The sequence below is a fragment of the Halomonas sp. ISL-56 genome, from assembly GCF_018612805.1.
Classification (GTDB): Bacteria; Pseudomonadota; Gammaproteobacteria; order Pseudomonadales; family Halomonadaceae; genus Vreelandella.
The window spans coordinates 132,343-158,087 of record NZ_JAGGRO010000015.1 but is presented as its reverse complement, the minus strand read 5'-3'; the positions used below and the strand labels follow the sequence as shown (position 1 = coordinate 158,087).

The window sequence follows — 25,745 nt, the reverse complement described above, 5'->3', positions numbered from 1 at the left end:
TATTAATCAATTGAGTTGATCAATTTAAGAAGGGTGACCAAGCTGGATCACGGACATCGCCTTGTGCTGACGGCAGCCTGAATGAAGAACGGCCATCGGCAGAAACAGCACTTAGCACCCCACTGTTACCCTGCTGGGTAGCGAAGATTACCATGGTCCCGTTCGGCGCAACACTAGGAGATTCATCTCTTGTTGATTCACTCAATACCACTAAGCGATCACCGCTTACATCTTGCCTTGCCACTTGGTATCCACGGCTAGAGCGGTGAATCAAGAAAATCTGCTCGCCATCAGGCGAATAGCGCCCGCGCGCGTTGTAATTACCGGTAAATGTTAGACGCTTAGCCTCTCCGCCCCCCAATGTGTATTGGTATAACTGGGGGCCGCCGCTACGATCGGAAGTAAACAACAGACTGCGTCCATCCGGCGCCCAAGCGGGTTCCGTATCAATGCTGTTGTTATTGGTAATGCGTTCTACTGAACGGTTGGCAACATCCATAATATAAATTTCCGGCTGGCCATCTTTAGACAGCGACATAGCGATACGCCGTCCATCTGGCGACCATGCTGGCGCGCCATTAATGCCATCAAACGAGGTTGCTTGCACGCGCTGACCTGTCGCCACATCCTGAATATAGATCGCTGGACGCTCAGTCTCAAAGGAGACATAGGCGATCTTTGTACCATCAGGTGACCACGTTGGCGACATGATTGGTTCATCAGAGGTCAACACCTGCTCACTACGGCGACCATCCGCGTCGGCAACGTAAAGACCAAACTGCATATTGTCACCAATACCCTGTGCAGTGACATAGGCAATCTTAGTTGAGAAAGCACCACGAATATCAGTAATCTCTTCAAAGATTTGATCACTAATATAGTGAGCAGCACCCCGCAGGTCATTGCCCCTTACTGTAACGGTTTCACCAATCATCCGGCGCTGGCCGCTAATATCCATCAGTTCAAACTGTAGCTCAAAGCCACCGTTAGTTTGTGCTGCCCTGCCGACCACTAGATAGCGCACATCCAGCGAACGCCAAGTACCGAACTGCACATCGTCAGCTTGACTCGGTTGCTCAAACATAGCACTACGCGCTAAAGGAGCAAAATAGCCACTGCGTTCAAGGTCATCTTGAACAATTTGTGCAATATCTTCGGGTAGGCCGTCCGAGCCGGCGAACGGCACTACCCCTATAGGCAGCGCTTGATCGCTGCCTCGCGTGATTTCAATGGTTAAGTTAGCACTTGCCACACTGCTGACAAGCAGCAGTACACAGAACAGCCACACTTTGCTCAAGCTTTGCATCAGCGAACATCTCCCGGGGTAAATCGCAGATTAAACTGACGTAAATTACGCTGCTGATCGGCTGGCAAATCTCGCAATTCACCAAACGGTGCAGCATGTTCCACAGCCTGCATCACAGACCGGTCAAAAGCACTATCGCCGCTTGATGTCACAATCGACGTTGCCAATACTTCTCCTGATGGACCTAACCGTACCTGTAGCGTAGCACTCATCGCATCACTTGCACCGGGCGGAATCACCCACGCCTGCTCAACAGCACGGCGAACAATATTAATAAAGCTATTGGCCGCCTGCTCAGCTTGCTGGGCATTAGCAGCGGCTTCGGCTTCACCGGCCAACTGGCGTTGCATGGCCGCCTCTGCAGCTTCCGCGGCTTCGCGTTGGCGCTCAGCTTCTGCTTCGCGACGCTGCTGCTCTTCGGCTTCACGTTGGCGCTGTGCTTCTGCCTCTCGCTCTCGCTGAGCCGATTCTTGCTCACGAAGGCGCTGTTCTTCGGCTTCACGCTGACGTGCAGCTTCAGCTTCTTCGCGCTGCTGTTGTTCTGCCGCTGCACGCTGGCGTTCAGCTTCTTCCGCCTCCCGGCGCTGCTGCTCTTCGGCTTCACGTTGGCGCTGTGCTTCGGCCTCTTCGCGTTGCTGTTGCTCTGCGGCTTCCTGTTGGCGTTGCGCCTCTTCCACTTCACGTTGGCGCTGCGCCGCCGCTTCCGCTTCGGCTTCACGTTCAGCCGCTTCAGCCGCCTGTTGCTCAGCCTGGGCAGCCGCTTCTTCAGCACGACGCTGTGCCTCAGCCTCCGCGGCTGCACGTGCTTCTTCTAATGCCTGTGCCTCGGCTTCCGCCGCCTGCTGGGCTGCCTCTTCTGCCGCTTGTTGCTCTGCAGCAGCCTGCTGTTCACTAGCTGACGGTTCTTCACTAGCTGAGGGCTCTTCCGGTGCCTCCGGCTCGGTAGGGGCTTCGGCGGGCGCATTCATCGCCGCCTGCTCTTCCAATGCTTGCTGTGCCTGATCAGTAAACGTTTCGGTGCTTACCAGCGTCGCCTGCACAATCGAAGAGCTATCAGGCTCTGCATCTCGACTAGGTAGGCTGATCAAGCTAAACACTACAATCGCGACGTGCACGCCTATCGCCAGAACGGTCGGCCACTTATAGCCGACATCCTGAGGATCGCGCGAGGGTTTCAATGCCATGTGCGCCTTGCCCTTACCCATCTTGCGGCGGCTCAGAAAGCAGCCCCACATTAGCAACGCCGGCGCCTTGTAGGGTACTCATTAAAACGACAATCTGCCCATAGGCCACATTGCGGTCACCGCGTACCATGACAGGCGTACCCGGACGTCGCTCAAGAATCGTTGTCACTCTCGTGGACATTTCATCCAGCGTGACCGACGTGGAGTCTTCCCCCAGCGTGATGAAGTAACCACCGTCGCTATTAACCGAGATAATGATGGGATCATTATCTTCCTGTGTCTCAATGGGCTGAGAGGTGACTTGCGGCAACTCAACTTGTACGCCTTGGGTCAACATCGGCGCGGTGATCATAAAGACCACCAGCAGTACCAGCATAATGTCGATGAAAGGAACAACGTTAATTTCTGCCATCGGCTTGCTTGTACTACTACGATTGAACGGTCCTTGCATGACTCTCTCCCCTTAGCTGGCGCTCGGTTTGCCGTCACGGCCCTGCAAATTGCGGTGCAGGATAGCGTGGAACTCTTCGGCAAAGTCTTCGTATTTGCCGAGCAGGCGAGAAGACGAGTTGGAAAGACGGTTATAGAAAATCACCGCAGGAATAGCTGCAAATAGACCCATAGCTGTCGCAATCAGGGCTTCGGCAATCCAAGGCGCCACCGTAGCCAAGGTTGCTTGCTGGGTTAGTGATAAAGCCTGAAAAGACCCCATGATGCCCCACACGGTACCGAACAGGCCGATATAGGGGCTAGCAGAGGCAACGGTGGCAAGAAACACGAGGTGCTGAGTTAAGCGATCCTCTTCACGAGACCATGCTACGCGCATGCTGCGCTGTACACCCTCTAGTACGGTATCCGGGTCACGAGTCTTAGGCATCAAACGGTTAAATTCGCGGAAACCAGCTTGAAAAATATGTTCAGCGCCGTGGCGAGGGTCATCGGCTGGGATTTCACGGTATAGTTCGTTCAAGTCGACACCAGACCAAAAAGACTCCTCAAATTGGTTGTACTCTTTCTTGGCACGGCCCAACGCAATGCTGCGCTGGAAAATCACTACCCAAGAGAGGATCGACCCCACCAGCAGTAGCAGCATTACCAGTTGCACTACCGTACTGGCATTCATTATTAAATGGGGAATGGACATGGTGTTATCGTTCACAGGTGCCCTCATCAATCTATTAGGGTCGGGATTGCCGACGCAGTGAATGACCTCTTGGTTAAGAGGCCTGGGTCAAAATATTAAGCGACGCTGGCCATGCTTTAGGCCGTAGACGCTCGGTACTCAAGCAGGCTATCTCGACTGTGGCAGAGCAAAGGAGTTCCTCACCACGCCAAACCTGCTGTTCAAATGTCATCCGACAGCGTCCAACGTCAGTAACGTGAACACCAATTTCCAACGCGTCGTCTAGGCAAGCCGGTTTCGCGTAATGACAGGCCAAGCGGTATACCACTAGCTGCGTACCTTCGTCTAGCAGCGTTTGCTGATTCAGGCCCAACTGGCGAAGCCATTCACTGCGCGCGCGCTCCATAAACTTCAAGTAGTTAACGTAGTAGACAATACCGCCTGCGTCAGTATCTTCCATATAAACGCGCAGCGGCAGGCGGTAGCCTTCGTTGATGTAACGACTCACGGACGGCGCTCTCCTTCCATATCGGTTGCCTGTTCGTGAGGCACACGCTCAAAATGCAGCCATGCTTGGCGGGTAACTACTCGGCCACGAGGGGTACGCATTATCAAGCCCTGCTGAATAAGATAAGGCTCAATGACATCTTCGATAGTGTCACGCTCTTCACTGATCGCAGCAGCGAGCGAGTCAATACCCACTGGCCCACCGTCAAACTTATCTATCATGGCCAGCAGTAGCCGCCGATCCATGTGATCCAAACCGTGGTGATCCACGTTGAGCATATTGAGCGCCGCATCCGCCATGGCTACATCGACGACGCCATTACCTTTCATTTCAGCGTAATCCCGCACCCGGCGTAGCAATCGGTTGGCAATTCGCGGCGTGCCCCTTGAACGTCTGGCCACTTCAATGGCGCCATCGTGGCTGGTTTCAACGCCTAACAGGCGCGCCGAGCGCGAGACAATTTCCGTCAGCTCTTCAAGATTATAAAATTCGAGCCGTTGAACGATACCAAATCGATCTCGCAATGGAGAGGTCAATAGCCCTGCCCGCGTGGTGGCCCCTACCAGTGTAAAGCGGGGAAGATCCAGCTTAATCGAACGTGCTGCCGGTCCTTCGCCTATCATAATATCGAGCTGAAAATCTTCCATAGCCGGATAGAGCACTTCCTCTACCACCGGCGACAGGCGATGAATTTCATCGATAAAGAGAACGTCGCCAGGCTCTAGGTTGGTCAACATGGCGGCTAAATCGCCCGCACGTTCAAGTACCGGGCCGGAAGTCGACTTCATACCGACCCCCATCTCGGTGGCAATAATATGCGCAAGGGTCGTTTTACCTAACCCTGGGGGGCCAAATACCAGGGTGTGATCCAGACTCTCTTCCCGCAGCCGGGCGGCACCGATAAAGATTTCCAGCTGTTCACGCACGCGCGGCTGGCCAATATAATCATCCAGCCGCTTGGGGCGAATCGCGTAATCAATGCGCCCCTCTCCCTGTTCAGGCTCAGCGGCGATCAGCCGATCGTGTTCTAACATAGATGCTCTTCTTTATGGCGATTCAAAAGGTCTGTTCACTACCCGCAATTTCGGACTTGTATCGCTGTCTGGCTAGCCACTCATGCGCTGGGTAAGGGCAGCTTTGATAAGTGCCTCAGTGGACTGATTGGGATCGATATCGGTGAGCATTTTCGACGCCTCAGTCAGTTTGTACCCCAAGCTGACCAATGCAGCTTCCGCATCGGCAAGATTATTGCGGGCAGAGGCACGACCATTGGTTGCCTCAAGGGGGAGCAGCGCGTTGCTGCCGTCTTCCCACTTATCTTTCCATTCCGGAAAGCGGTCGCGCATTTCGATAATCAGCCGCTCAGCGGTTTTCTTCCCCACCCCCGGCAGTGTTGTCAACGCTTTGCTGTCGTCATCACGGACGCAGCGCATAAAGGCGTCTTCGTCCATACCCGACAGGATGGCAAGTGCCAGCTTAGGCCCTACGCCGTTGACCTTGATTAGGGCACGGAACAGAGCACGCTCGTGCTCTCGGCCGAACCCATAGAGCAGGTGGGCGTCATCACGAATGGTCAGATGAGTGAATAACGAAACGTTCTCGTTGACCTCAGGAAGCGCGACCAGCGTATTCATGGAAGTTTCCAGCTCGTAACCTACACCGTGAACATCGATCACAATCCAGGGAGGTTGCTTTGCCACTAGCTGGCCACTCAGACGTCCAATCATAAATTCGCTCGCACCTGGAAGAAAAAAACAGTGAAAAACAATAGAGAGAAAAACAGACGGTTACTATAAAGCGACTCTGTACAGGTGACCAGTAGTTCAGCCACCAACATAGTTAGAATTAAAGCCGCCAGCGCCCGGTTGAACGACGACGGCTCCGAGATGTTGCGACAGGGAGACCAAGGCTGCTAAACGCATGGCCGTTATAAGCATGCGTTAAAGCAATGGCTAACGCATCGGCAGCGTCAGCTTGAGGGGTAGCGGATAGTTGCAGAATAGCGGTGACCATATGCTGAACCTGCTCTTTATCTGCGCCGCCCTGGCCGGTCACCGCTTGCTTGATCTGTCGCGCAGCGTACTCGGCGAGGCTCAAGCCATGGTTAGCCATACACACCATTGCGGCTCCCCTCGCTTGGCCCAGTTTCAGCGCAGAATCGGGATTTTTGGCCATAAATACTCGCTCAATGGCCACCTGAGAGGGTCGATGTAGGCCAACGACTTCACTGAGACCAGCGTAAATCTGCGCCAAACGCTGCTCTAACGCTCCTTCCGCCGTGCGAATACAGCCACTCGCCACATAGCTGGGTTTAACGCCAATAATATCGATCACCCCGTAACCGGTTACCCGGGAGCCAGGGTCTATGCCCAAGATGCGGATGGGTACGACGGGCTTTTGCTCTTCCATGGCGTCGATACTCGTGTGGCTAGAACATACAAAAACACCGACGCCGTGGCGTCGGTGCTAGGCAGTTAACCCACCGATTTATTCGGCAGCGGTTTCCGCTTTGACTTTCTGGCGCAAACGGATGTTCAAATCTTTCAACTGCTCTGGACTGACTTCGCCCGGTGCGTTGGTCATCAAACAGGCAGCGCTTTGGGTTTTCGGGAAAGCGATGACTTCACGAATAGTCTTGGCACCGACCATTAGCATGACCAGGCGATCCAGGCCAAAGGCTAAGCCACCATGGGGTGGCGCACCGTACTGCAACGCGTCCAGCAGGAAGCCGAATTTTTCTTGAGCTTCTTCTTCACCAATACCAAGAATCTCAAACACCGTGCTCTGCATGGCTTGGTCGTGAATACGGATCGAGCCACCGCCCAATTCGGTGCCGTTGAGCACCATATCGTAAGCGCGAGAAAGCGCCTTGGCAGGATCAGCCTTGAGCTCTTCGGGCGTGCAGGAGGGCGCAGTGAAGGGGTGGTGCAGCGGGCTCAAACGACCATTATCGTCAGCTTCAAACATTGGGAAGTCGACCACCCATAGTGGCGCCCACTCTTGGGTGTAGAGCTCAAGGTCAGCGCCCAGCTTGACGCGCAGCGCGCCAATGGCTTCGTTAACGATACGGGTTTTATCGGCACCAAAGAAGATGATGTCACCATCTTCAGCGCCCACACGATCAAGCAGCTCTTCAACGATGTTTTCCATAAACTTGACGATCGGCGACTGCAGACCTTCAAGTCCTTTGGCGCGCTCGTTGACCTTGATCCACGCCAAGCCTTTGGCGCCGTAGATGCCGACAAACTTGGTGTACTCGTCAATTTCTTTACGCGACAGTTTGGCGCCGCCGGGTACTTTCAGCGCTGCCACACGGCCATCGTCTGCGCTGGCGGGGCCAGAGAAGACTTTGAAGTCGACCTGCTGCATCAGATCGTCGACATCGGTCAGTTCCAGCGGGATGCGCAGGTCTGGCTTGTCGGAACCGAAACGATCCATCGCTTCCTGCCAGGTCATGCGCGGAAACTCGGGCAGTTCGGCTTTTAGCACGTCTTGGAACAGCTGACGGATCATGGCTTCAGTAATGCCCATGATGTCGTTCTCTTCGACAAACGACGCCTCGATATCAATCTGAGTGAACTCAGGCTGACGGTCGGCGCGTAGGTCTTCATCGCGGAAGCACTTAGCAATTTGGTAGTAGCGGTCAAAACCCGCCACCATCAACAGCTGCTTAAACAGCTGCGGCGACTGGGGCAGTGCAAAGAAACTACCCGCGTGGGTGCGGCTAGGTACCAGGTAGTCGCGGGCGCCTTCTGGCGTCGCGCGAGTGAGCACCGGCGTTTCGATATCCAGGAAGCCCTGGTTTTCAAGGTACGCGCGCACATTGTGAGAAATACGCGAGCGCAGACGCAGCTTCTCGATCATGTCCGGGCGACGTAGGTCGATATAGCGGTGCTTTAAGCGCACTTCTTCACCGACTTTGCCATGCTCATCCAGCTGGAATGGCGGAGTAACGGCGGTATTGAGCACTTCAACGTCTTTTGCCAACACCTCAATCATACCCGTTGGCATGTTCGGGTTTTGAGTACCTTCTGGGCGCAGCCGAACGCGACCAGTGATGCGCAGGACAAACTCACTGCGGGCACGGTCGGCATTAGCGAACGCCTCGGCGGTATCTGGGTCAACCACGAACTGAGCGATGCCGTCACGATCGCGCATATCGAGGAAAATTACCCCACCATGGTCACGGCGGCGATGAACCCATCCGCATACCGTAACCGTTTGATCCACCAAAGTTTCGTTTAGCTGGCCGCAATAATGGCTGCGCATGTCAAATCCTGTTCTGTTACGTGGCAATGAGTGGTCGCGGGTGTCCCGACGTTGACTACCGCGGCTATGCCGCAGCGCCCTTGTCTTTGGGAGTAACGCTTTTAGCGGTAGCACTTGAATCGCTTGACTTACCGGCATCTGCAGAAGCAGTTTTGCCATCAGCGACGAGGTTCTTTTTGCTACCCGTTTTGAAATCTGTTTCGTACCAACCGCCGCCGGCTAGCCGGAAACCCGCCGCCGAGACAAGCCGTTCTAAACCATCGCTTTGGCATGCAGGGCAATCCTTAAGAGGATCGGCGCTAATTTTCTGCAATTTCTCCATACGATGGCCGCAGGCCTTGCACTCATATTCGTAGATGGGCATCTTAATGACTCCTAATAAGCTCAACCCTGACAAGCTCGGTTCTTTTAAAGATCGTTCTTTTAAAGAACATTAGCGGACACAAACGCTGCCAGGCTGCAATATGTGGCCAGTCGGGGTAAATTCCAAGGCTGCGGTTGATAAAGCGCCGCCATTATACCCTTTTGTGCCCCCTAACGAGCAAGGTTATACAGCCCCCTGCAGTTAATGGAGAGAAGAAAATGCCCCATGCGGTAATACTGGATGCGCAAAGCCTCGGCCCCGAGATCAATTTGAACGCCATTAAAGAGACGGTTTCACATCTTGAAGTGTTCGAGCAGAGTACGACCCAACAAGCACGGGAACGCCTTGCCAACGCGGATATTGCGATCGTCAATAAGGTAGTGCTGGACGCTGAGACACTGCAACAGTTGCCGAAACTGCGGCTGATATGCGTTTTAGCGACAGGCCTCAATAATATCGATCTTGAGAGCGCAAAAAAACACAACATCGAGGTCAAAAACGTTGCGGCTTATGGCACCGCTAGCGTTTCCCAACACACCTTGATGTTAATGCTCGCGTTAGCCAATCGCCTACCTCTCTATCAGCGCGATGTCGCCGCAGGCGAGTGGCAGCGTAGCGCCTTCTTCTGTTTGCAAGATTACCCAACGCTACAGCTCTCTGGCAAACAACTGGTGATGGTCGGGCAAGGCGAGCTTGGCACGGAAGTAGCACGCCTTGCCGAGGCCTTTGGTATACAAGTCACCTTTGCCGCTCGTCCCGGCAATGAAGCGAATGACAAACGCCCTGCCCTGGACGACCTGCTGCCCGATGCTGATCTGATCAGTTTGCACTGCCCGCTAAGTGAGGCTACCAAGCACTTGATCAATCGTGAGCGTCTAGCTTGTGTCAAGCCTTCGCTGATACTGGTCAACTGTGCTCGCGGCGGGGTGATTGATGAAGTGGCCGCGCTGGAGGCGCTGCGCATTGGCAAGCTGGGCGGATTAGGCGTTGATGTGTTACCCGCCGAGCCGCCCAGAGAGAGTCATCCACTGCTGGATGCGCTCAGCGAACCGCTAAACCTAATCGTCACCCCACATAATGCCTGGATTACACCGGAAGCACGCCAGAATATTGTCAGCCTAACGGCTAACAATATTCTTGATTGGAAAAGTGCCCAATAGACATTAGCCGAAGTCTGCTGACTAGCCCTCTAAGGCCTGAAACAGAGCTTTAACAGGCATTATTGGGTGGCAAAGTGGCTCGGGGGGCGGCAGCTATCCAGCACCTCGAGTTCCACATGGGTAACCTTCGCACCCTCCGAGCCCTTCCATAGCCATTCGCTTAACAATTTGACTGCATCTGAGTGGCCACACATCAACACCTCCACGCGACCATCGGGCAAGTTTTTGGCGTAGCCGGTGATGCTGTGCTGCAGAGCTTTTTCTTGAGTAGCACGGCGATACCAGACACCTTGCACCCTGCCAGTCACCAGGGCACGCACACAGCAATCGCTCATACTTACCTCCTTACATTGCTGCTCTTACCGGAATGTTAAATAAACTCGCGTTTGACAATGACTGCACTGTTGCGTGGTATCAGCGGGCGACCACGGCGCAGCAGCAATGAGCGGGTAAACGCCGCCCCAAACAGCAGAATTAGTGAACTGTAGTAGACCCACAACAAAATCATTACCACCGACCCGGCGGCGCCATAGGTGGACGCTGTTGCCGTGTACGCCAGATAAATCGCTATCACACTACGACCAATGGTAAACAACACGGCGGTTACGACCGCACCAATCAACACATCTTGCCAACGCAACACAACGTCAGGAAGTACTTTAAAAATAGTGGCAAATAGCAAGGTCACAACACCCAGTGAGATCAGCGACTCTACCGATGTTGTTAACAAGCTGGCATAGGGCACCAGGTTATCAGCAGCTTGCAGCATTCCTCGCAGCACGACACCCATCACTAATGAGACCAGTAATATAAACCCAATGGATAGCACCACCGTTAGCGACAACAAGCGATTTTTAATAAACAGCAATGCACTGTTGGAGGTTGGCTTTGCTGTCACGCCCCAGATGGTATTCAACGAGAACTGCATCTGGGCGAAGACCGTCGTCGCACCAATCACCAGTGCTCCTATACCTAGCAGCGTTGGCAAAATACCGGACTCTTCAATTCTTGACTGAGCGACAGCTTCTTGAATAGCAACCGCTGCGTCGACCCCTAACGTCCCTTGCAGTTGAGCAACAATTTGCCCCTGAGCCGCCTCTTCACCCATAACAACGCCAATCACGGTGACGGCAATGATGATCGTAGGTGCCAGCGAGAAAAGCGTATAGAACGCTAGCGAGCCTGCGTAGCTAAAGGCATTGCGTTCCAACCATAGTGACGTGGCATCCTGGACGACTTTCCACCAAAAGATAGCGGTGCGTTTAATCATATTCACTCCCTGTGCACTGGGTAACGATGCTGAGTATCGAGGCGTTTTATAAGCGTTATCAACATCCTATTTTGATAGCATACCTAACCACAGCGTTTAGCGCAGTTTTCTGGTACGTTGCATCACTGACATCACCAAACGAAAAGGAAGCTTGGATGGCCACTGAAACTTCTCGCTCCGCGACCGCCTACGACTTCGACTGTTTGGTGTTTATTGGTCGTTTTCAGCCGCCACACTTGGGGCATTTGGCGATTATTCGTGAAGCGCTTAAACGCGCACGGCAAGTGATTGTGTTGGTAGGTTCTTCTTGGCAAGCTCGCTCGCTACGTAACCCCTGGCGATTCGATGAGCGTCAAGCCATGCTGCGTGCGGGCTTTGACCATGCCGATAATCAACGCTTGGAAATCACCCCGCTTCTTGATGCCCTTTATAACGACGACGTTTGGGTGCGTGACGTTCAGCGCAAAGTGCGCGATTTAGCAGCGCCTGCCAATGCCCGCCTACCCCGTATTGGCTTGATTGGGGCCAGCCGTGGTCAGTCAAGTTACTACCTTTCTCTTTTTCCTCAGTGGGAATCGGTCAGCGTACCGTCGGTGGAGGGCATTTCAGCCAGTCAAATACGCGAGCGCCTATTTCGATCCCCTAGCTCAACGGATGATTATCTAAGTACCGGCGCCTATCACGATTTACCGCCGGGCGTAGTGGAGAGCGTCAAACACTTTTGTAATGAACGCGCCTACCAAAGGCTGCTGGAAGAGCAGCAATTACTCGATCAGTATCGCCAGGCCTGGGTTCACGCGCCCTACCCGCCTATTTTTGTCACGGTCAATGCGGTGGTCGTACAGTCGGGCCATGTGCTGCTGGTGCGGCGCACGGCGGCGCCAGGTAAGGGGCTTTATACGCTGCCTGGAGGATTTATTAATCCCCACGAGCGGCTGCTGGACGCCTGTCTGCGCGAACTGCGCGAGCGCATACGCTTAAAGGTTCCCGAGCCAGTACTTAAAGGCTCGCTGCGGGGCCAGCGCCTGTTTGATGAACCCCATCGGAGTTGGCGCGGGCGCACCTTGGCAGAAGCTTTCTACTTCGCGCTACGCCCTGACCAGCAGTTACCGCGCCTAAAACCAGTCAAAGGCGGCGATCATGCACGCTGGGTAGCGCTGGCCGATCTTGAACCCGACAGCCTGTTCGAAGATCACTTTTTCATTATTCAGAACTTTCTGGGGCTGCCTGCTGATTTCGGCAGTGGCTAAACTCCATCCATTCACCATTTACCATTTACCAATTAGGCCTGAAGAAAGTCCCGCGGCAGCTTCATCATCTGCCGCCACAAACGCTCCACCCCAGGTTTATGCACCATAGAACAGCGATATAAACGAATTTCCAAGGGGATATCCCAACTTGGGGCGCCCGCCCTCACCAAACGGCCGCTTTTTAACTCCTCACGGATACAAAAATCGGGTATCCACGCCACCCCAACGCCTTGTAGCACCATCCCTTTTAGGCCTTCGGCCATGGCCGTTTCATAAACCGTGCGCAGCTTCATACGCAGTGGATCATTCTTGAGCAACATGCGCACGCTACGTCCTAAGAAAGCCCCCTGGGTGTAAGAGAGATAAGGAATGGAAGTGTCGTGTTGGAGTGAAAACTTTGCGTTACCATGCTCGTCTGGCAACGAAACGGGAAGCATATTAACCTTACCAATCGAGAATGAAGGAAACACCTCGGCATCCAACTGCATCGTGGCAAAGGGATCGTAATAAGCGAGCATCAAATCGCAATTGCCCTCCCGCAGTACATGGATCGCTTCGCCCACATTCATGGCGACCAAGCGAGTCGGCAACTCGCCCAACCCCTGCTGCAGCCGCGAAATCCAAGGCGGATAAAAGCTCAGTGCCAATGAGTGCGCCGCGACAATATCCAGCGCCTCGTTGGCGATCGAAAGGCCGCGCAAATGGCTCAGCGATTCGTTTAACTGTTCGACCAGGTTGCGTGCAGTGACTAAAAAAAGCTGCCCCTCTGGCGTTAATCCCACGGGAGTGGTCGAACGATCCACTAGTGTGACATCAACGGCCTGCTCCAACGCTCTGATACGGCGACTAAAAGCCGGTTGAGTCACGTGTCGCTGGCGTGCTGACGCGGAAAAGCTGCGCGTATTGGCCAGCGCTACAAAATCTTCCAGCCATTTTGTTTCGAGATTCACCCCATGACTCCTTGTCTCACGCTGCTTCCACGCATATTGGTTTTCCTTTTAGGCTGACTTATCTACTGAACCGGGGCCATTAAATAGGCGGCACGCGAGACGACCTTCATCCACATTGGACGTTGGTTAATTTCATCGATGGTCACACGACGGCAATGTGTAAAGTCTTTTTCTAGCATCGCTTCGACGTTGCTAGCAAAATCGCGGCTCGGAATAAAAGCGGTAATCTCAAAATTTAACCGAAACGAGCGATTATCCAAATTAACGGTACCAACCGTGGCCGCCTGACTATCTACAAGCATAACTTTTTGATGTAAGAAACCAGGGAGATAACGGTATATTTTAACGCCCGCTCTTAACATATCAGGTAGGAATGAGAACGCAGAAAGGAAAACTAGCAAGTGGTCGGGACGCTCCGGAATCATTACTCGCACGTCGACGCCGCGCATCGCCGCAAGGCGCAATGCGTCCTGAACCCCCTGGTCAGGAACGAAATAGGGGCTAGTTACCCACAGCCGTTGTTTCGCGCTATGAATAACCTGCTGCACCAGCAGGCTGGCGGTATCCTGACGGTCAGCGGGCCCAGAAGGCACGATAACGACGTGATGATCGGTGATGGACGAAGTATCTGCCATCCAATTCAGGCTAATCACTTCATCGGTCGCCCAGTGCCAATCTTCCCAGAATGCCTCCTGCAAGCCCAACACACTGGGCCCTTCCAACTTGAGATGAGTGTCCCGCCAAGCCCCATGACGAGGGTTTTCACCGAGGTATTCGACTCCGACATTAAAGCCCCCTACCCAGCCTTCCTTGCCATCTACCACCGTTACTTTGCGATGGTTGCGGAAGTTAAGCTGAAAACGGTGTTTAAAACCCCGCGATGAGCGAAAGGCGCTCACGGCCACCCCATCGTTTATTAAATCATTCAGGTAGCTATCAGCTAATTTACGACTACCCACCTCATCATAAAGAAAGTAGACACGCACGCCGCGTTGGGCAGCGCGCTGTAAATGATGTTTCAAACGCTGCCCGAGCGCATCGTTGCGGACAATAAAAAACTGTAGCAAGACATACTGCTCAGCGCGATCAATCCCATCAAATAGGCTTTCAAACGTTGCTGGCCCATCAATGAGCAGTGTCGCTTTATTACCATGGGTGAGTGGCATCATGGCAAGCTGCTCAACCGCCTGAATATCGGCGCTGCTAGAGGGCGCAACATAAGGTTTTACATTGGCTCGGTAGCGCAATAAAACCCGGCGTAGAACGGTGTCCCGCTGGCCTCGGGCAGACACATAGCCATAAAATCGCGGCCGCCCGAAAAACCAGTAAGCGGGAAGCGCGATATAGGGGAAAGTAAGCAGCGAAATAATCCATGCCACGGCACCTTGGGAGGTACGGCTGGACATGAGTGCCATAATGGCTGAAACGATGCCCATCAGGTGTATCAATAAGATGCCGGTCCCTAGCAACCAGGAGGCCATAGCACGTCCTCATAAAGCCCGCACAAAGAACAAGGCCTCGCCGTCAGCGAGGCCCTTAAGCGTTTAAAACCGAATCAACCTTACCATTTCATTAAGCCGACTGGGCAATGATCTCTTTCCACTTCGCCGGCCCGGTTTGATGCACCGATGTACCCAGGCTATCTACGGCTACGGTCACCGGCATATCTTCGACCTCAAATTCGTAGATGGCTTCCATGCCAAGGTCTTCAAAGCCTACAACCCGCGATTTCTTAATCGCTTGGGCAACCAGGTAAGCTGACCCACCGACCGCCATCAAATAAACCGCTTCATTATCACGAATGGCATCAATGGCGGCTTGACCACGCTCGGCCTTACCGACCATACCCAACAGGCCAGTCTCTTCCAGCATGGTGCGGGTAAATTTATCCATACGAGTGGCGGTGGTTGGGCCTGCGGGCCCCACTACTTCATCGCCAATCGGATCAACCGGGCCGACGTAGTAAATAAAGCGGCCGCGCATATCGACAGGCAACGGCTCGCCTTTGGCCAGCATATCGACCATGCGCTTATGGGCAGCATCACGGCCGGTTAGCAGCTTACCGTTCAACAGTAGCGTATCACCAGGCTGCCAGGTTTTGACTTCAGCTGGAGTTACTGTATCAAGATTGACGCGTTTGACGTTTTCGCCCGCTTCGCGGGTAATTTCCGGCCAGTCCTCAAGCTTCGGCGCTTTTAGCGCTGCGGGGCCAGAACCATCCAGGGTAAAGTGGGCATGACGAGTCGCTGCGCAGTTGGGAATAATCGCGACAGGCTTATTGGCCGCATGGGTCGGATAGTCTTTGACTTTAATATCCAGCACGGTGGTTAAGCCGCCTAACCCCTGGGCACCGATACCGCTCTTGTTGACCTTATCAAACAGTTCTAGACGAAGCTCTTCGGCACGGTTGCTGGGGCCACGAGCCTGCAGATCCTGAATATCGATAGGATCGAGTAGCGCCTCTTTGGCAATCAGCATGGCCTTTTCCGCGGTGCCGCCGATACCAATCCCCAGCATACCGGGCGGACACCAGCCAGCGCCCATCTTCGGCAGCTGCTCCATCACCCAGTCAACGACGCTGTCGGAGGGGTTGAGCATGGCAAACTTGGATTTTGCCTCACTACCACCGCCCTTTGCCGCCACGTGAATATCGACGCTGTCGCCGGGCACAATCGAGTGGTGAATAATGGCTGGAGTGTTGTCTTTGGTGTTGGCACGCTTGCCATCAGGATCCGCCAGCACTGAGGCGCGTAGGATATTATCCGGCAGCAGGTAAGCACGACGAACACCCTCATTAATCATGTCATCCAGGCTCATGTCCGCTTCCCAGGTAACGTTCATGCCCACGTGAACAAACACGGTGACGATGCCGGTATCCTGGCAAATCGGGCGGTGCCCGGTGGCGCACATGCGCGAGTTAATCAGAATTTGCGCGATGGCATCTTTGGCAGCGGGATTCTCTTCACGCTCGTAGGCGGCCGCCATGGCGTCGATAAAATCTTTGGGATGATAATAAGAAATGTACTGGAGAGCATCGGCAACGCTTTGAATAACGTCGTCCTGGCGAATCACGGTCATGGACTAGTAGCTCCTAGGTTAACGTCTAGTCAGCGGCTTTCATCCGCGCCTGCGGAGGTGCCGTCTTAGCGTGAACCCAGTATACCGTATTGACTCAGACGCAGCAGCACTCTGCTGCGTAGAACTGCTTACTTAAGAATATCTTGATACAGGTGTGTTTTTCGCAATAAAATAACGGTATAAAGTAGTCAACCTGTCGCTTCGACAAGCGTTAGCGCTGCCTATCCTGACTGGCATTGAGGGCATAAATAGAGCCTCCGCGAACCGACCATTTTGCGCTCGATCACCGTTCCACAGCGGTGGCACTCAAGGCCTGCTCGGTCAAAAACCGTGAAACGCCACTGCCTGCGCGACTCCCCCGCTGCTTTGGCTTGCGCTATCCAGGCCTCTTGGTTAGTAACGCCTGCGGTTTGATAGGCTTGACGGGTAACGTCAATGATGCAGGCAGCCAGCGTTTGTTGCTGCTCTGGGGTTAAATCCACCGGGCGAGCATTTGGCGGCAGTTGAGAGAAGAACAGGATTTCAGAGCGCAAATAATTGCCCAAGCCCGCCACCAAACGCTGATCTAGCAGCAACGCGCCCAGGCTACGTTTATGAAATTGCTTCAAATTCAGGCGCTGCTTCACATCAGATTGAGCCACATCCTGGCTCAATAGATCAGGGCCTAGGCGGGCTAAGAATGGATGCTCGGTGAGATTGTCGGCATGCCAGAGGGAAATATCCGATGCGCTGTAGAGACTGGCGCAACGCCCTTCTGCCGTCAGTCGAACACGCAGAGTGCGTTTGGTGTTAGGCGGCTTAACCTCATCATGCAGCTTCCAAACCCCATAGAGCTGATTGTGGGAGTAAAGCACGCGCTGGTCGGCAAACCGAATGAGCATTGCTTTACCCCAGGTATCCACCCGGGAAACCCGAATACCGATCAGTGACGCGGCCTGCTCGGCAAGCTCAGGAAAGGCGAACCAGGCATCGTCAATTGCCCTACCGCCTATTTGCTGTTCTATACGATCCGCCGCGCGGCGAATTTCTGGGCCTTCCGGCATACCGTTAACCCAGCGCCAGCTGTTTTTCTTTCATCTGATGGAGCTGGTCGCGCAGCCGCGCGGCCTCTTCAAATTCGAGATTTTGCGCCGCTTCAAACATGGCATCCTCAAGCTTACTGATGGCACCCAGCAGGTCTTGCTTGCTCATAGTGGTGACATCATATTCAGCGGCACTTTCGGCCACCTTGCGCTCGTTGCCACGGCGACGGCTGTTTTTCTTGCCTGGCGCCTGGGCGGCTTCAAGTATATCGGCCACCGAGCGCGTCACGGTGGTCGGCGTAATGCCATGCTCAAGGTTGTGCTCGGTTTGCTTCGCCCGCCGCCGCTCCGTTTCATCAATCGCTTTGCGCATCGAGTCGGTAATCCGGTCACCGTAGAGAATCGCTTTACCATGGGCGTTACGCGCCGCGCGGCCAATGGTCTGGATTAACGATCGTTCGGCACGCAGAAAGCCCTCTTTATCGGCGTCGAGAATCGCCACCAGCGACACTTCGGGAATATCCAGGCCTTCGCGCAGCAGGTTGATGCCTACCAGTACATCAAACTTGCCCAGGCGTAAATCACGAATAATCTCAACCCGCTCGACGGTGTCGATATCCGAGTGTAGGTAGCGCACCCGAATGCCGTGCTCGTCAAAATACTCGGTCAAATCTTCCGCCATGCGCTTGGTTAGCGTGGTCACCAGCACCCGCTCGCCTACCGCAGTGCGCAATCCAATTTCCGAAAGCAGATCATCTACCTGAGTACTGGCCGGGCGCACCTCAATTTCAGGATCCAGCAGCCCGGTGGGCCGCACCACTTGCTCTACGGTTTGGCTGGCGTGTTCACCCTCATAACGGCCTGGCGTAGCGGAGACAAAGATCGTTTGCGGAGAGATTGATTCCCACTCTTCAAACTTCATGGGGCGGTTATCCAACGCCGAGGGCAGCCGGAAGCCATACTCGACCAGGGTCTCTTTGCGCGAGCGGTCGCCTTTATACATACCGCCCACCTGGGGCACACTGACGTGAGATTCGTCGATAAAAAGTAACGCATCGTCGGGCAGGTAGTCGAAGAAGGTCGGCGGTGGCTCGCCCGGCGCCCGGCCAGAGAGGTAGCGGGAGTAGTTTTCAATACCGTTGCAGTAGCCCAGCTCCAGCATCATTTCAATATCATAAAGGGTGCGCTGCTCTAGACGCTGCGCCTCTACCAGCCGTTCGTGCTTGCGCATCCACTCAAGGCGCTCCTTGAGTTCCTGTTTAATGGCGTCAATGGCGCCCAGAATCGTTTCCCGCGGGGTGACGTAGTGGGACTTGGGGTAGATGGTCATCCGCGGCACTTCCCCGCGCACAGCACCTGTGAGCGGATCAAACAGGCGAATGGTGTCGATTTCGCTGTCAAACAACTCTACCCGCACCGCCTCTTCATCAGAGTCGGCGGGGAAAATATCGATCACATCCCCACGCACCCGGTAGGTGCCACGACGGAAATCCATATCGTTGCGGGTATATTGCAGCTCGGCCAAGCGGCGCAGGAAGGCGCGCTGGTCAATCAGCTCGCCGCGGGTGAAATGGAGGCGCATTTTAAGGTACTGGTCAGGGTCACCGAGGCCGTAAATCGCTGAGACGGAGACCACAATCAGCGCATCGCGGCGCTCTAACAACGCCTTTGTAGCCGAGAGGCGCATCTGTTCGATATGGTCGTTAATCGAGGCGTCTTTCTCGATAAAGGTGTCTGAGGAAGGTACGTAGGCCTCGGGCTGATAGTAGTCGTAGTAGGAGACAAAATACTCGACCGCGTTATCGGGAAAAAAAGCTTTAAACTCACCATATAACTGAGCAGCAAGCGTCTTGTTCGGCGCCATCACGATGGTCGGGCGCTGCTGCTGTTCCACCACATTGGCCATGGTGAAGGTTTTGCCCGACCCGGTGACCCCCAGTAGCGTTTGATGGGCAAGCCCTGATTCCAGGCCACTAATCAGCCCCTTGATGGCGGCAGGCTGGTCGCCAGCTGGCTGAAATTTTGACTGCAATCGGAAGGCTTTGCTCATCGGGACTCCTAAAGGGATAAATTAAACTAACCGCGTGGCGATCTCGACCGTTGACTGAGTCATCAGACGCTGTATAGGGCAACGGTGGCTGATATCTTCAAGTCTGGCGCGCTGCTCTGGATCATCAATACCGTGCAGTGTTAATGCCACGTCTAACTTGTAGATGCCCTTTTTTTCCTGACTATCGTCCCGTTGCACGGTGACGGTAATGCCCTCAAGCGGCCACTCCTTGCGCTTAGCGTACATCTGCACAGTGATCGCTTTGCAGGTACCCAGTGCAATATCGAAATAGTCGTGGGGATCCGGGGCGCTGCCCTCGCCGCCTACAATCTGTGGCACATCGGCGTAAAGATCTTCCAAGCCATTGACTTCAACTCGCTGCCTAAAGACCTGGTTGCGTTCACTGATCACGGTAATGGGAGGATGCATTAGGATACCTTTACGCCTAGCTTGAGTTTTTCAATGGCATTAATCAGCGTCTCGCGCTTTGCCCGACCGTCCACATCGGCGCCATGCCGACCCACTTCGGCGCTATCAACGCCGTCAAGCATCATCAGCGCCGTGGTAATTTTATTGACCTGATCGACCGATTTAACACCTTGGAATGTTAACGACTGCTGCGCCATAGCGTTTCCCTGCCTGTTGACCTGTGCAAAACTGATACAAAGGAAAGAGTCTAGCACGCTAATGGTGCCTTGCAATCAGCACTGACTGCCCACACCTAGTAGTACTAAAGATACCTTTGACTCTTTCGTACTGAACACATCATTACCGAACGTTTTCCCATTTTTTCAGGAGTTTTTATGGCGACCGTTACCGCTAGCACCCCCGCCCTTGGCAGCGTCCGCCTAAACCATATAGCCGCGCTGGATGTGAAGGGGGCGGATGCAGAAAAATTCCTTCAGGGTCAGACCAGCGCTCAGGTCAGCTTGGCCAATGGGCACTTTGCGCCGCTGACCTGTTTTTGTACGCCCAAGGGACGAATGTTAGCCAACGCCCAACTGATGCGCTTGGGCGAAGAGCATTTCCGTTTGCTACTGAGCGTTACCCTGTTAGAGAGTTTAGCCAACCATCTTAAAAAATTTGCCGCTTTTTATAAGGCTGAGTTGGTCTCGCTACCCGACCTTATCGTGATTGGCGCCAGCGATGATGCCCAAGCGCTGGCGAATCAGTTGAATCTGGAGCTACCCGATCAAGTCGGCACCCATACCCACAACGACCATGCCAGCACACTCCGCTACCCAGGTGAGACATCGCGTTGGCTGTTGTGTTTCGATAAAGACCACAACGTCGATGTAGCGTCGGTTCAAGATGACCAAGCGAGCCGCAACGCTTGGCAGCTTGAGGATATTCGTAGCGGCTTGGCGTGGCTAACCGATGCCCAGCAGGATCATTTCCTACCCCAGATGCTTAACTGGGAAGCGTTGGGTGGGATTAGCTTTAAAAAGGGCTGTTACACCGGTCAGGAAGTTGTTGCCCGGGCCCACTTTCGTGGCCAAGTAAAAAAACGCCTGATGCGCGTCAGTCTGGACACAGACACACTGCCTGAGGTTGGCGTTAGCATAGTCAATGGTGACGATAAAGCGGTCGGCGAAGTGGTCGTCAGCGCGACGACACCACAAGGCGGCGTCGAGTTGCTGGCGGTCATGAACACCAAAGTAGCCGAAGAAACTATGTCGCTCTATTTAGATGGAGCGCCAGCGACCCTTCTCCCATTACCCTATGCGATTGAGCGCGTTGACCCGGAACAGCTGGCGGTTACCCTTAACGGCTAAGCTTTCTCTAGGCTTGGCGTTTCTAGGTTAAAGACAAGCCAAACAATGTCGCGGCAGTCTGACTGCTCCGAGCCGCGACCTGCTCCACTGTTTGCCCGCGCAGTGTGGCCACAACGTTACATACCTCGGCCACTCGACGCGGCTCATTCCGCATCCCCTGATAGCCGCTAAGCGGCATATCGGGGCTGTCGGTTTCCAGCACAAACGCATCGTCAGGCAGCGCCGCAACGGTTCGCCGCAAGCGTTTGGCGCGCTCATAGGTGATCGCACCACCCAACCCCAGCTTGAAGCCTAGATCAAGAAACTTGGTCGCTTGCTCAATGGAGCCCGAGAAGGCGTGGATCAACCCTGCCTTGGGCAGCGCTAACTGTCGAAGCCGTTTAGCGACTTTGTCGTTGGCGTGGACGCAGTGCACCACTACTGGCAGCGCATGCTGCTTAGCCAGCTTTAACTGGGCGTCAAAATAGTGCCACTGGGCGTCAAGGGTGTCGGTAAAGCGGCCATCGATACCGCACTCGCCTACGGCGACCACCTCTGGGTGCTCACTGAGCAGGTTATTCAGCGCAGCAATATCTGCCTCTTGATACTGATCCACAAAGTAAGGGTGCATGCCCAGGCATACCGAGGTATCCGCCCGTGCGCCCAGCGCCAGCACCTGCTGCCAGCGCGAACGGGTAGTGCCCGGCACCACAAAACGCACTACGCCCACTGCCTTAGCGGCCTCAAACACGTCAGTTCGATCATCATCGAACTGGGTAAAATCGAGGTGGCAGTGGGCGTCAACCAGCATGGGGGGCTACCGGTAAAAGTTTATGCTCGCAGAAAAGTTAATGTTCGCGGGTCGGCTGGAAGCGAATGTCTGGCCAGCGTTCCTGGGTCATTTGCAGGTTAACCCGGGTAGGCGCGATATAGGTGAGGTAACCACCACCATCAATTGCCAGGTTAGTGCTGGCTTTGCGCTTAAACTCTTCAAGCTTTTTAGCGTCTTCACAGTAGACCCAGCGGGCCGTCTGTACGTTGACGCCTTCGTACAAGCAGTCGACCTTGTACTCCTCTTTCAAGCGGTGGGCGACCACATCGAACTGCAGAGTACCCACGGCACCGAGAATCAGGTCGTTGTTGTCCATCGGCATAAAGACCTGGGTAGCGCCCTCTTCAGAAAGCTGCTGTAAGCCTTTTTGCAGCGCCTTCATTTTCAGCGGGTCTTTCAGCCGCACGCGCTTAAAGAGTTCAGGCGCAAAGTGCGGTATGCCAGTAAAGCGCATATCCTCACCCACGGTAAAGGTATCGCCAATCTGAATCGTCCCGTGATTGTGCAGGCCGATAATGTCACCGGGCCAGGCCTCTTCCACCTGGGAGCGGTCAGAGGCCATAAAGGTCAAGGCATCAGCAATTTTAACGTCCTTGCCGATACGCACATGACGCATTTTCATGTTCTTTTCGTATTTGCCTGAACAGACTCGTAAAAAGGCGATGCGGTCACGGTGATTGGGATCCATGTTAGCCTGGATCTTAAACACGAAGCCGGTAAAGCGCTCATCGTCAGACGTGACTACCCGCGTATCGGTTTCGTGGGCCTGGGGCGGTGGCGCGTACTCGACGAAGCCATCCATCATCTCGCGAACCCCAAAGTTGCCCATGGCGGTACCGAAATAAACCGGCGAAAGCTCACCCCGGCGATAAGCGTCTAAATCAAACTCATGGGACGCCCCACGCACTAGCTCTACTTCCATGCGCAGCTCTTCAGCTTGGTCTTCCCCCAGCACAGCATCCACTTCAGGATTATCCAAGCCTTCAATGCGCTTATCATCGGGAATTCGGCTGCCCTGGCCCTGAGTATAAAGATGAATTACGTCGTTATAGAGGTGATAAACACCCTTAAAATGACGCCCCATGCCGATCGGCCAGGTCATCGGTGCACACTGAATATTCAATACCGTTTCGACTTCATCCATCACTTCAATGGGGTCGCGGATATCGCGATCCATTTTGTTGATAAAGGTGAGGATCGGCGTGGTGCGCAGACGACAGACCTCCATCAACTTAATGGTGCGATCTTCAACGCCTTTGGCGCCGTCGATGACCATCAAGGCTGAGTCAACGGCCGTAAGTGTACGGTAGGTATCTTCAGAGAAGTCTTCGTGACCGGGCGTATCTAGCAGGTTAACAATGCGTCCGCCGTAGGGGAACTGCATCACCGAGGTCGTCACCGAGATACCCCGCTCCTGCTCCATTTTCATCCAGTCCGAAGTAGCATGGCGATCGTTACGCTTGCTTTTTACCGAACCCGCCATCTGAATAGCATTGCCAAACAACAGCATTTTTTCGGTGATCGTGGTTTTACCGGCGTCGGGGTGCGAAATGATCGCAAAGGTGCGCCTAAGCCCTGCCTCATGGGCTAGTTGTGTCTCTTTCATTGTGCCTCTTCAAATATAGAGTCTCAGCGCAGCACTCAATCAGCAGCTCTCGCTAACTAGCCACCGTGCAATAAGAATGTTCATTGGGGCAATTGTAACGCCTGGAGGCAGCTGTTGTCGCGGGTGGCGTCAAAGGTGGCGCCCTTGAAAAAGACAAAAAAAACGCTGACCAAGTCAGCGTTTTAAACATTAGCGGCAAGCGTGGGGCCGCCAAATAGCATTAAGCGTAGGTGTTTACCTGAGTGCCTACACTACCCTCTTTGGCAAGGTCTGGTTGAGCCCCAGTGTCCGCAGAAGCCATAATCTCGGTCACTTGCTGTGCCTGAGTATCCAGCGCTTCTTTAAACACCTGCATCTGTGCTTGCTCGGGGGTTTGCGCTTGGTTCATATAAAGCGACGCGCTTACTGAACTACTGATGCCTACATCCATATATCCACCTCATGGTGTGCAAATGTACTTATAAACTAGCAAAGCATTAGATCACGCGCAAAGATATCGTTCCAATTACTAGTGCCAGCATCTAACACTATCGGCTTAACTCGCCTGATCATTAATGAATATAGCACTCGTTAGAACCTATCAGCACGAAATGGTGCCATATCAATGGCGGTAGGCTGTCCTTCCATCATATCCGCCAACAGATGACCGGTTGCTGGCCCTAAGGTAAACCCCTGGTGGCCATGACCAAAGGCAAGCCATAGCCCGGGATGTCTTGGTGCAGGCCCAATCACCGGCTTCATATCGGGCAAGCAGGGCCGCGCGCCTTTCCAAGGAGCTTCATCACGGCGCTCGCCTAGCGGGAAAACACTGCGCGCGACTTTCTCTGCTGCGCCCAATTGATTAACGTCAGCAGGTGCATCCAGGCGATCCAACTCGGCGCCGGTGGTCAAGCGAATGCCGGCGTTCATCGGCGCAAGCAGGTAACCCACCTCGGCATCCATAACCCAGAAATTCAGCTTTGCAGGCGCTTGGGGTGCGTAGTGCATGTGGTAGCCGCGCTTTACAAAAGTAGGGAAGTGATAGCCCAGCTCTTTTAGCCAACTTCCCGCCCAGGGCCCTAGCGCCACCACGACATCATCTACTTCTAAGCTTTCAGAGGCGGTATTAACCTGCCAGCGCTCACCTATTTGCTTAACTGATCGAATGTCCGCCTGCAAAATGCGTCCGCCGTGGTTACTAAACGCCTCCGCGTAAGCCGCAACCAGCGCACCAGGATCAGCAACAGTCCATGGGTCAAGCCAGTGAATCGCACCGATAATGGTGTCACTCAAAGAAGATTCTTTCTCCTCAAGTGCCGCCCTATCTAGCTGCTCAAACTGCACGCCATAAAGGCGCCGCGCCTCTTCAGCCTCTTTTATTCGCGCAGCCAGTTTTTCAGGGGTGCGGTAAAGCTCAAGCCACCCTTGCTTACGCACCAGGTGCTCAGCGCCTGCGGCATCAATCATCGGGCCGTGGGTTTTTAGCGAAAGCTGAATAAGTGAGGCGTATTCCGGAACAATTTTCTGGTAAGCCTTTGGCGCTGAGTTCATCCAGTAACGCAATAGCGGTGAGGCGGCGTTGACCATGCCTGCCGGACGGTAACGAATATCTACCCGACGATTAGGTAAAACGCTAAGTAGCGTTTTGACATCGCGAGGAAAAGGGTAAGGCCTTACCGCTTCACGCTGAATTATTCCCGCATTGCCAAACGAGGTTTCACGACCAGGCTGAAGGCGATCCACAATAGTGACTTCATGCCCTCGCTGGCGCAGATGCCAGGCAATGCTGACACCCACCATGCCTGCTCCCAAAACTACCGTTTGACGCGCCATTTTGATGCACTCCCTTTTACGGATTTAGAACCACTGTTGAAGATCAATAACTATTTGAAAAATATCACCAATTCAGGCGTATTAATATAGTCGTAAACGCTATTTTTATGCCAATAAACAGCAATTAATACTGCTATAAACATTTAAAGCAATGACTTCACTATTAGCGGCATAACAATTGCTTAGTTTCTATTAGGAAACCTTGAT

General features: G+C 53.9%; 26 protein-coding genes. 3 read left to right on the top strand and 23 right to left on the bottom strand.

All coding sequences use genetic code 11. From position 1 onward, the window contains the following. Positions 1–19: 19 nt before the first annotated feature. From tolB to J7J49_RS13095, 10 genes are all read right to left on the bottom strand, one after another. Positions 20–1,306 (bottom strand): Tol-Pal system beta propeller repeat protein TolB, encoded by a 1,287-nt coding sequence (tolB, locus tag J7J49_RS13140; RefSeq protein ID WP_215093164.1) that lies wholly within the window; start codon positions 1,304–1,306, stop codon positions 20–22. Beyond that, entirely contained in the window at positions 1,306–2,490 is a 1,185-nt protein-coding gene (gene tolA, locus J7J49_RS13135; RefSeq protein ID WP_215093162.1) for a cell envelope integrity protein TolA, read from the bottom strand. Before tolA ends, tolB begins: the two co-directional genes overlap by 1 nt. 13 nt (positions 2,491–2,503) lie before the next feature. Then, complete coding sequence (gene tolR, locus J7J49_RS13130) at positions 2,504–2,941, bottom strand: protein TolR (RefSeq protein WP_064232820.1); 438 nt, start codon at positions 2,939–2,941, stop codon at positions 2,504–2,506. A 12-nt stretch (positions 2,942–2,953) separates the two neighbouring features. After that, the gene (tolQ, locus tag J7J49_RS13125; protein ID WP_007114222.1) at positions 2,954–3,649 is read right to left on the bottom strand and encodes a protein TolQ; all 696 of its coding nucleotides are present in this window, start codon (positions 3,647–3,649) and stop codon (positions 2,954–2,956) included. Between the two features lie 58 nt (positions 3,650–3,707). After that, positions 3,708–4,121 (bottom strand): tol-pal system-associated acyl-CoA thioesterase, encoded by a 414-nt coding sequence (gene ybgC, locus J7J49_RS13120; protein ID WP_353048377.1) that lies wholly within the window; start codon positions 4,119–4,121, stop codon positions 3,708–3,710. Continuing rightward, positions 4,118–5,155, bottom strand: a complete 1,038-nt coding sequence (gene ruvB, locus J7J49_RS13115) for a Holliday junction branch migration DNA helicase RuvB (RefSeq protein ID WP_064232821.1) — start codon at positions 5,153–5,155, stop codon at positions 4,118–4,120. The genes ybgC and ruvB overlap by 4 nt, the downstream gene beginning before the upstream one ends. A gap of 72 nt (positions 5,156–5,227) precedes the next feature. Next, entirely contained in the window at positions 5,228–5,848 is a 621-nt protein-coding gene (ruvA, locus tag J7J49_RS13110; RefSeq protein ID WP_215093160.1) for a Holliday junction branch migration protein RuvA, read from the bottom strand. A gap of 118 nt (positions 5,849–5,966) precedes the next feature. Further along, a complete protein-coding gene (gene ruvC, locus J7J49_RS13105; protein ID WP_064232823.1) occupies positions 5,967–6,530 on the bottom strand; it encodes a crossover junction endodeoxyribonuclease RuvC in 564 nt (187 codons plus the stop codon). A gap of 78 nt (positions 6,531–6,608) precedes the next feature. Further along, entirely contained in the window at positions 6,609–8,390 is a 1,782-nt protein-coding gene (aspS, locus tag J7J49_RS13100) for an aspartate--tRNA ligase (RefSeq protein WP_215093158.1), read from the bottom strand. Between the two features lie 64 nt (positions 8,391–8,454). Then, entirely contained in the window at positions 8,455–8,754 is a 300-nt protein-coding gene (locus tag J7J49_RS13095; protein WP_064232825.1) for an FmdB family zinc ribbon protein, read from the bottom strand. 218 nt (positions 8,755–8,972) lie between these two features. Between J7J49_RS13095 and J7J49_RS13090 the strand changes: the two genes are divergently transcribed. Continuing rightward, a complete protein-coding gene (locus J7J49_RS13090; protein ID WP_215093156.1) occupies positions 8,973–9,914 on the top strand; it encodes an NAD(P)-dependent oxidoreductase in 942 nt (313 codons plus the stop codon). Positions 9,915–9,973: 59 nt separating this feature from the next. On the opposite strand, the gene J7J49_RS13085 is transcribed toward J7J49_RS13090, so the two are convergent. Beyond that, positions 9,974–10,249: an acylphosphatase gene (locus J7J49_RS13085; RefSeq protein ID WP_064232827.1), complete on the bottom strand. Its 276-nt coding sequence runs from the start codon at positions 10,247–10,249 to the stop codon at positions 9,974–9,976. Positions 10,250–10,284: 35 nt separating this feature from the next. After that, positions 10,285–11,184, bottom strand: a complete 900-nt coding sequence (locus tag J7J49_RS13080; RefSeq protein WP_064232828.1) for a YihY/virulence factor BrkB family protein — start codon at positions 11,182–11,184, stop codon at positions 10,285–10,287. Positions 11,185–11,339: 155 nt separating this feature from the next. On the opposite strand from J7J49_RS13080, the gene J7J49_RS13075 reads away from it, so the two are divergent. Continuing rightward, positions 11,340–12,434 carry a bifunctional nicotinamide-nucleotide adenylyltransferase/Nudix hydroxylase gene (locus tag J7J49_RS13075; protein ID WP_064232829.1) on the top strand — a complete coding sequence of 365 codons (1,095 nt, stop codon included), beginning with the start codon at positions 11,340–11,342 and terminating at the stop codon, positions 12,432–12,434. A gap of 32 nt (positions 12,435–12,466) precedes the next feature. Here the strand turns inward: J7J49_RS13075 and J7J49_RS13070 are convergent, their stop codons facing one another. From J7J49_RS13070 to J7J49_RS13040, 7 genes are all read right to left on the bottom strand, one after another. Next, positions 12,467–13,384, bottom strand: a complete 918-nt coding sequence (locus J7J49_RS13070; RefSeq protein ID WP_064232830.1) for a LysR substrate-binding domain-containing protein — start codon at positions 13,382–13,384, stop codon at positions 12,467–12,469. 62 nt (positions 13,385–13,446) lie between these two features. Continuing rightward, entirely contained in the window at positions 13,447–14,865 is a 1,419-nt protein-coding gene (gene cls / locus J7J49_RS13065) for a cardiolipin synthase (protein WP_215093154.1), read from the bottom strand. A gap of 91 nt (positions 14,866–14,956) precedes the next feature. Then, entirely contained in the window at positions 14,957–16,462 is a 1,506-nt protein-coding gene (locus J7J49_RS13060; protein ID WP_215093152.1) for a fumarate hydratase, read from the bottom strand. Between the two features lie 221 nt (positions 16,463–16,683). After that, positions 16,684–17,505 (bottom strand): endonuclease VIII, encoded by an 822-nt coding sequence (gene nei, locus J7J49_RS13055; RefSeq protein WP_215093150.1) that lies wholly within the window; start codon positions 17,503–17,505, stop codon positions 16,684–16,686. 4 nt (positions 17,506–17,509) lie between these two features. Next, positions 17,510–19,534 (bottom strand): excinuclease ABC subunit UvrB, encoded by a 2,025-nt coding sequence (gene uvrB / locus J7J49_RS13050; protein ID WP_215093148.1) that lies wholly within the window; start codon positions 19,532–19,534, stop codon positions 17,510–17,512. 21 nt (positions 19,535–19,555) lie between these two features. After that, on the bottom strand, positions 19,556–19,963 hold the full coding sequence (locus J7J49_RS13045) for an OsmC family protein (protein ID WP_215093146.1): 408 nt from the start codon (positions 19,961–19,963) through the stop codon (positions 19,556–19,558). Then, complete coding sequence (locus tag J7J49_RS13040) at positions 19,963–20,160, bottom strand: hypothetical protein (protein ID WP_007114205.1); 198 nt, start codon at positions 20,158–20,160, stop codon at positions 19,963–19,965. Before J7J49_RS13040 ends, J7J49_RS13045 begins: the two co-directional genes overlap by 1 nt. 177 nt (positions 20,161–20,337) lie before the next feature. Here J7J49_RS13040 and ygfZ point away from each other — a divergent pair, with 177 nt between their 5' ends. Then, the gene (gene ygfZ, locus J7J49_RS13035) at positions 20,338–21,309 is read left to right on the top strand and encodes a CAF17-like 4Fe-4S cluster assembly/insertion protein YgfZ (protein WP_215093144.1); all 972 of its coding nucleotides are present in this window, start codon (positions 20,338–20,340) and stop codon (positions 21,307–21,309) included. A 22-nt stretch (positions 21,310–21,331) separates the two neighbouring features. On the opposite strand, the gene J7J49_RS13030 is transcribed toward ygfZ, so the two are convergent. The 4 genes from J7J49_RS13030 to J7J49_RS13015 form a co-directional block, all read right to left on the bottom strand. After that, positions 21,332–22,099, bottom strand: a complete 768-nt coding sequence (locus tag J7J49_RS13030; RefSeq protein WP_215093142.1) for a TatD family hydrolase — start codon at positions 22,097–22,099, stop codon at positions 21,332–21,334. Between the two features lie 37 nt (positions 22,100–22,136). Beyond that, positions 22,137–23,726: a peptide chain release factor 3 gene (locus J7J49_RS13025; protein WP_064232838.1), complete on the bottom strand. Its 1,590-nt coding sequence runs from the start codon at positions 23,724–23,726 to the stop codon at positions 22,137–22,139. A 220-nt stretch (positions 23,727–23,946) separates the two neighbouring features. Further along, positions 23,947–24,156, bottom strand: coding sequence for a putative motility protein (locus J7J49_RS13020; RefSeq protein WP_007114201.1), 210 nt, complete (start codon positions 24,154–24,156; stop codon positions 23,947–23,949). A 140-nt stretch (positions 24,157–24,296) separates the two neighbouring features. Continuing rightward, complete coding sequence (locus J7J49_RS13015; RefSeq protein ID WP_215093140.1) at positions 24,297–25,538, bottom strand: NAD(P)/FAD-dependent oxidoreductase; 1,242 nt, start codon at positions 25,536–25,538, stop codon at positions 24,297–24,299. Positions 25,539–25,745: the final 207 nt, after the last annotated feature.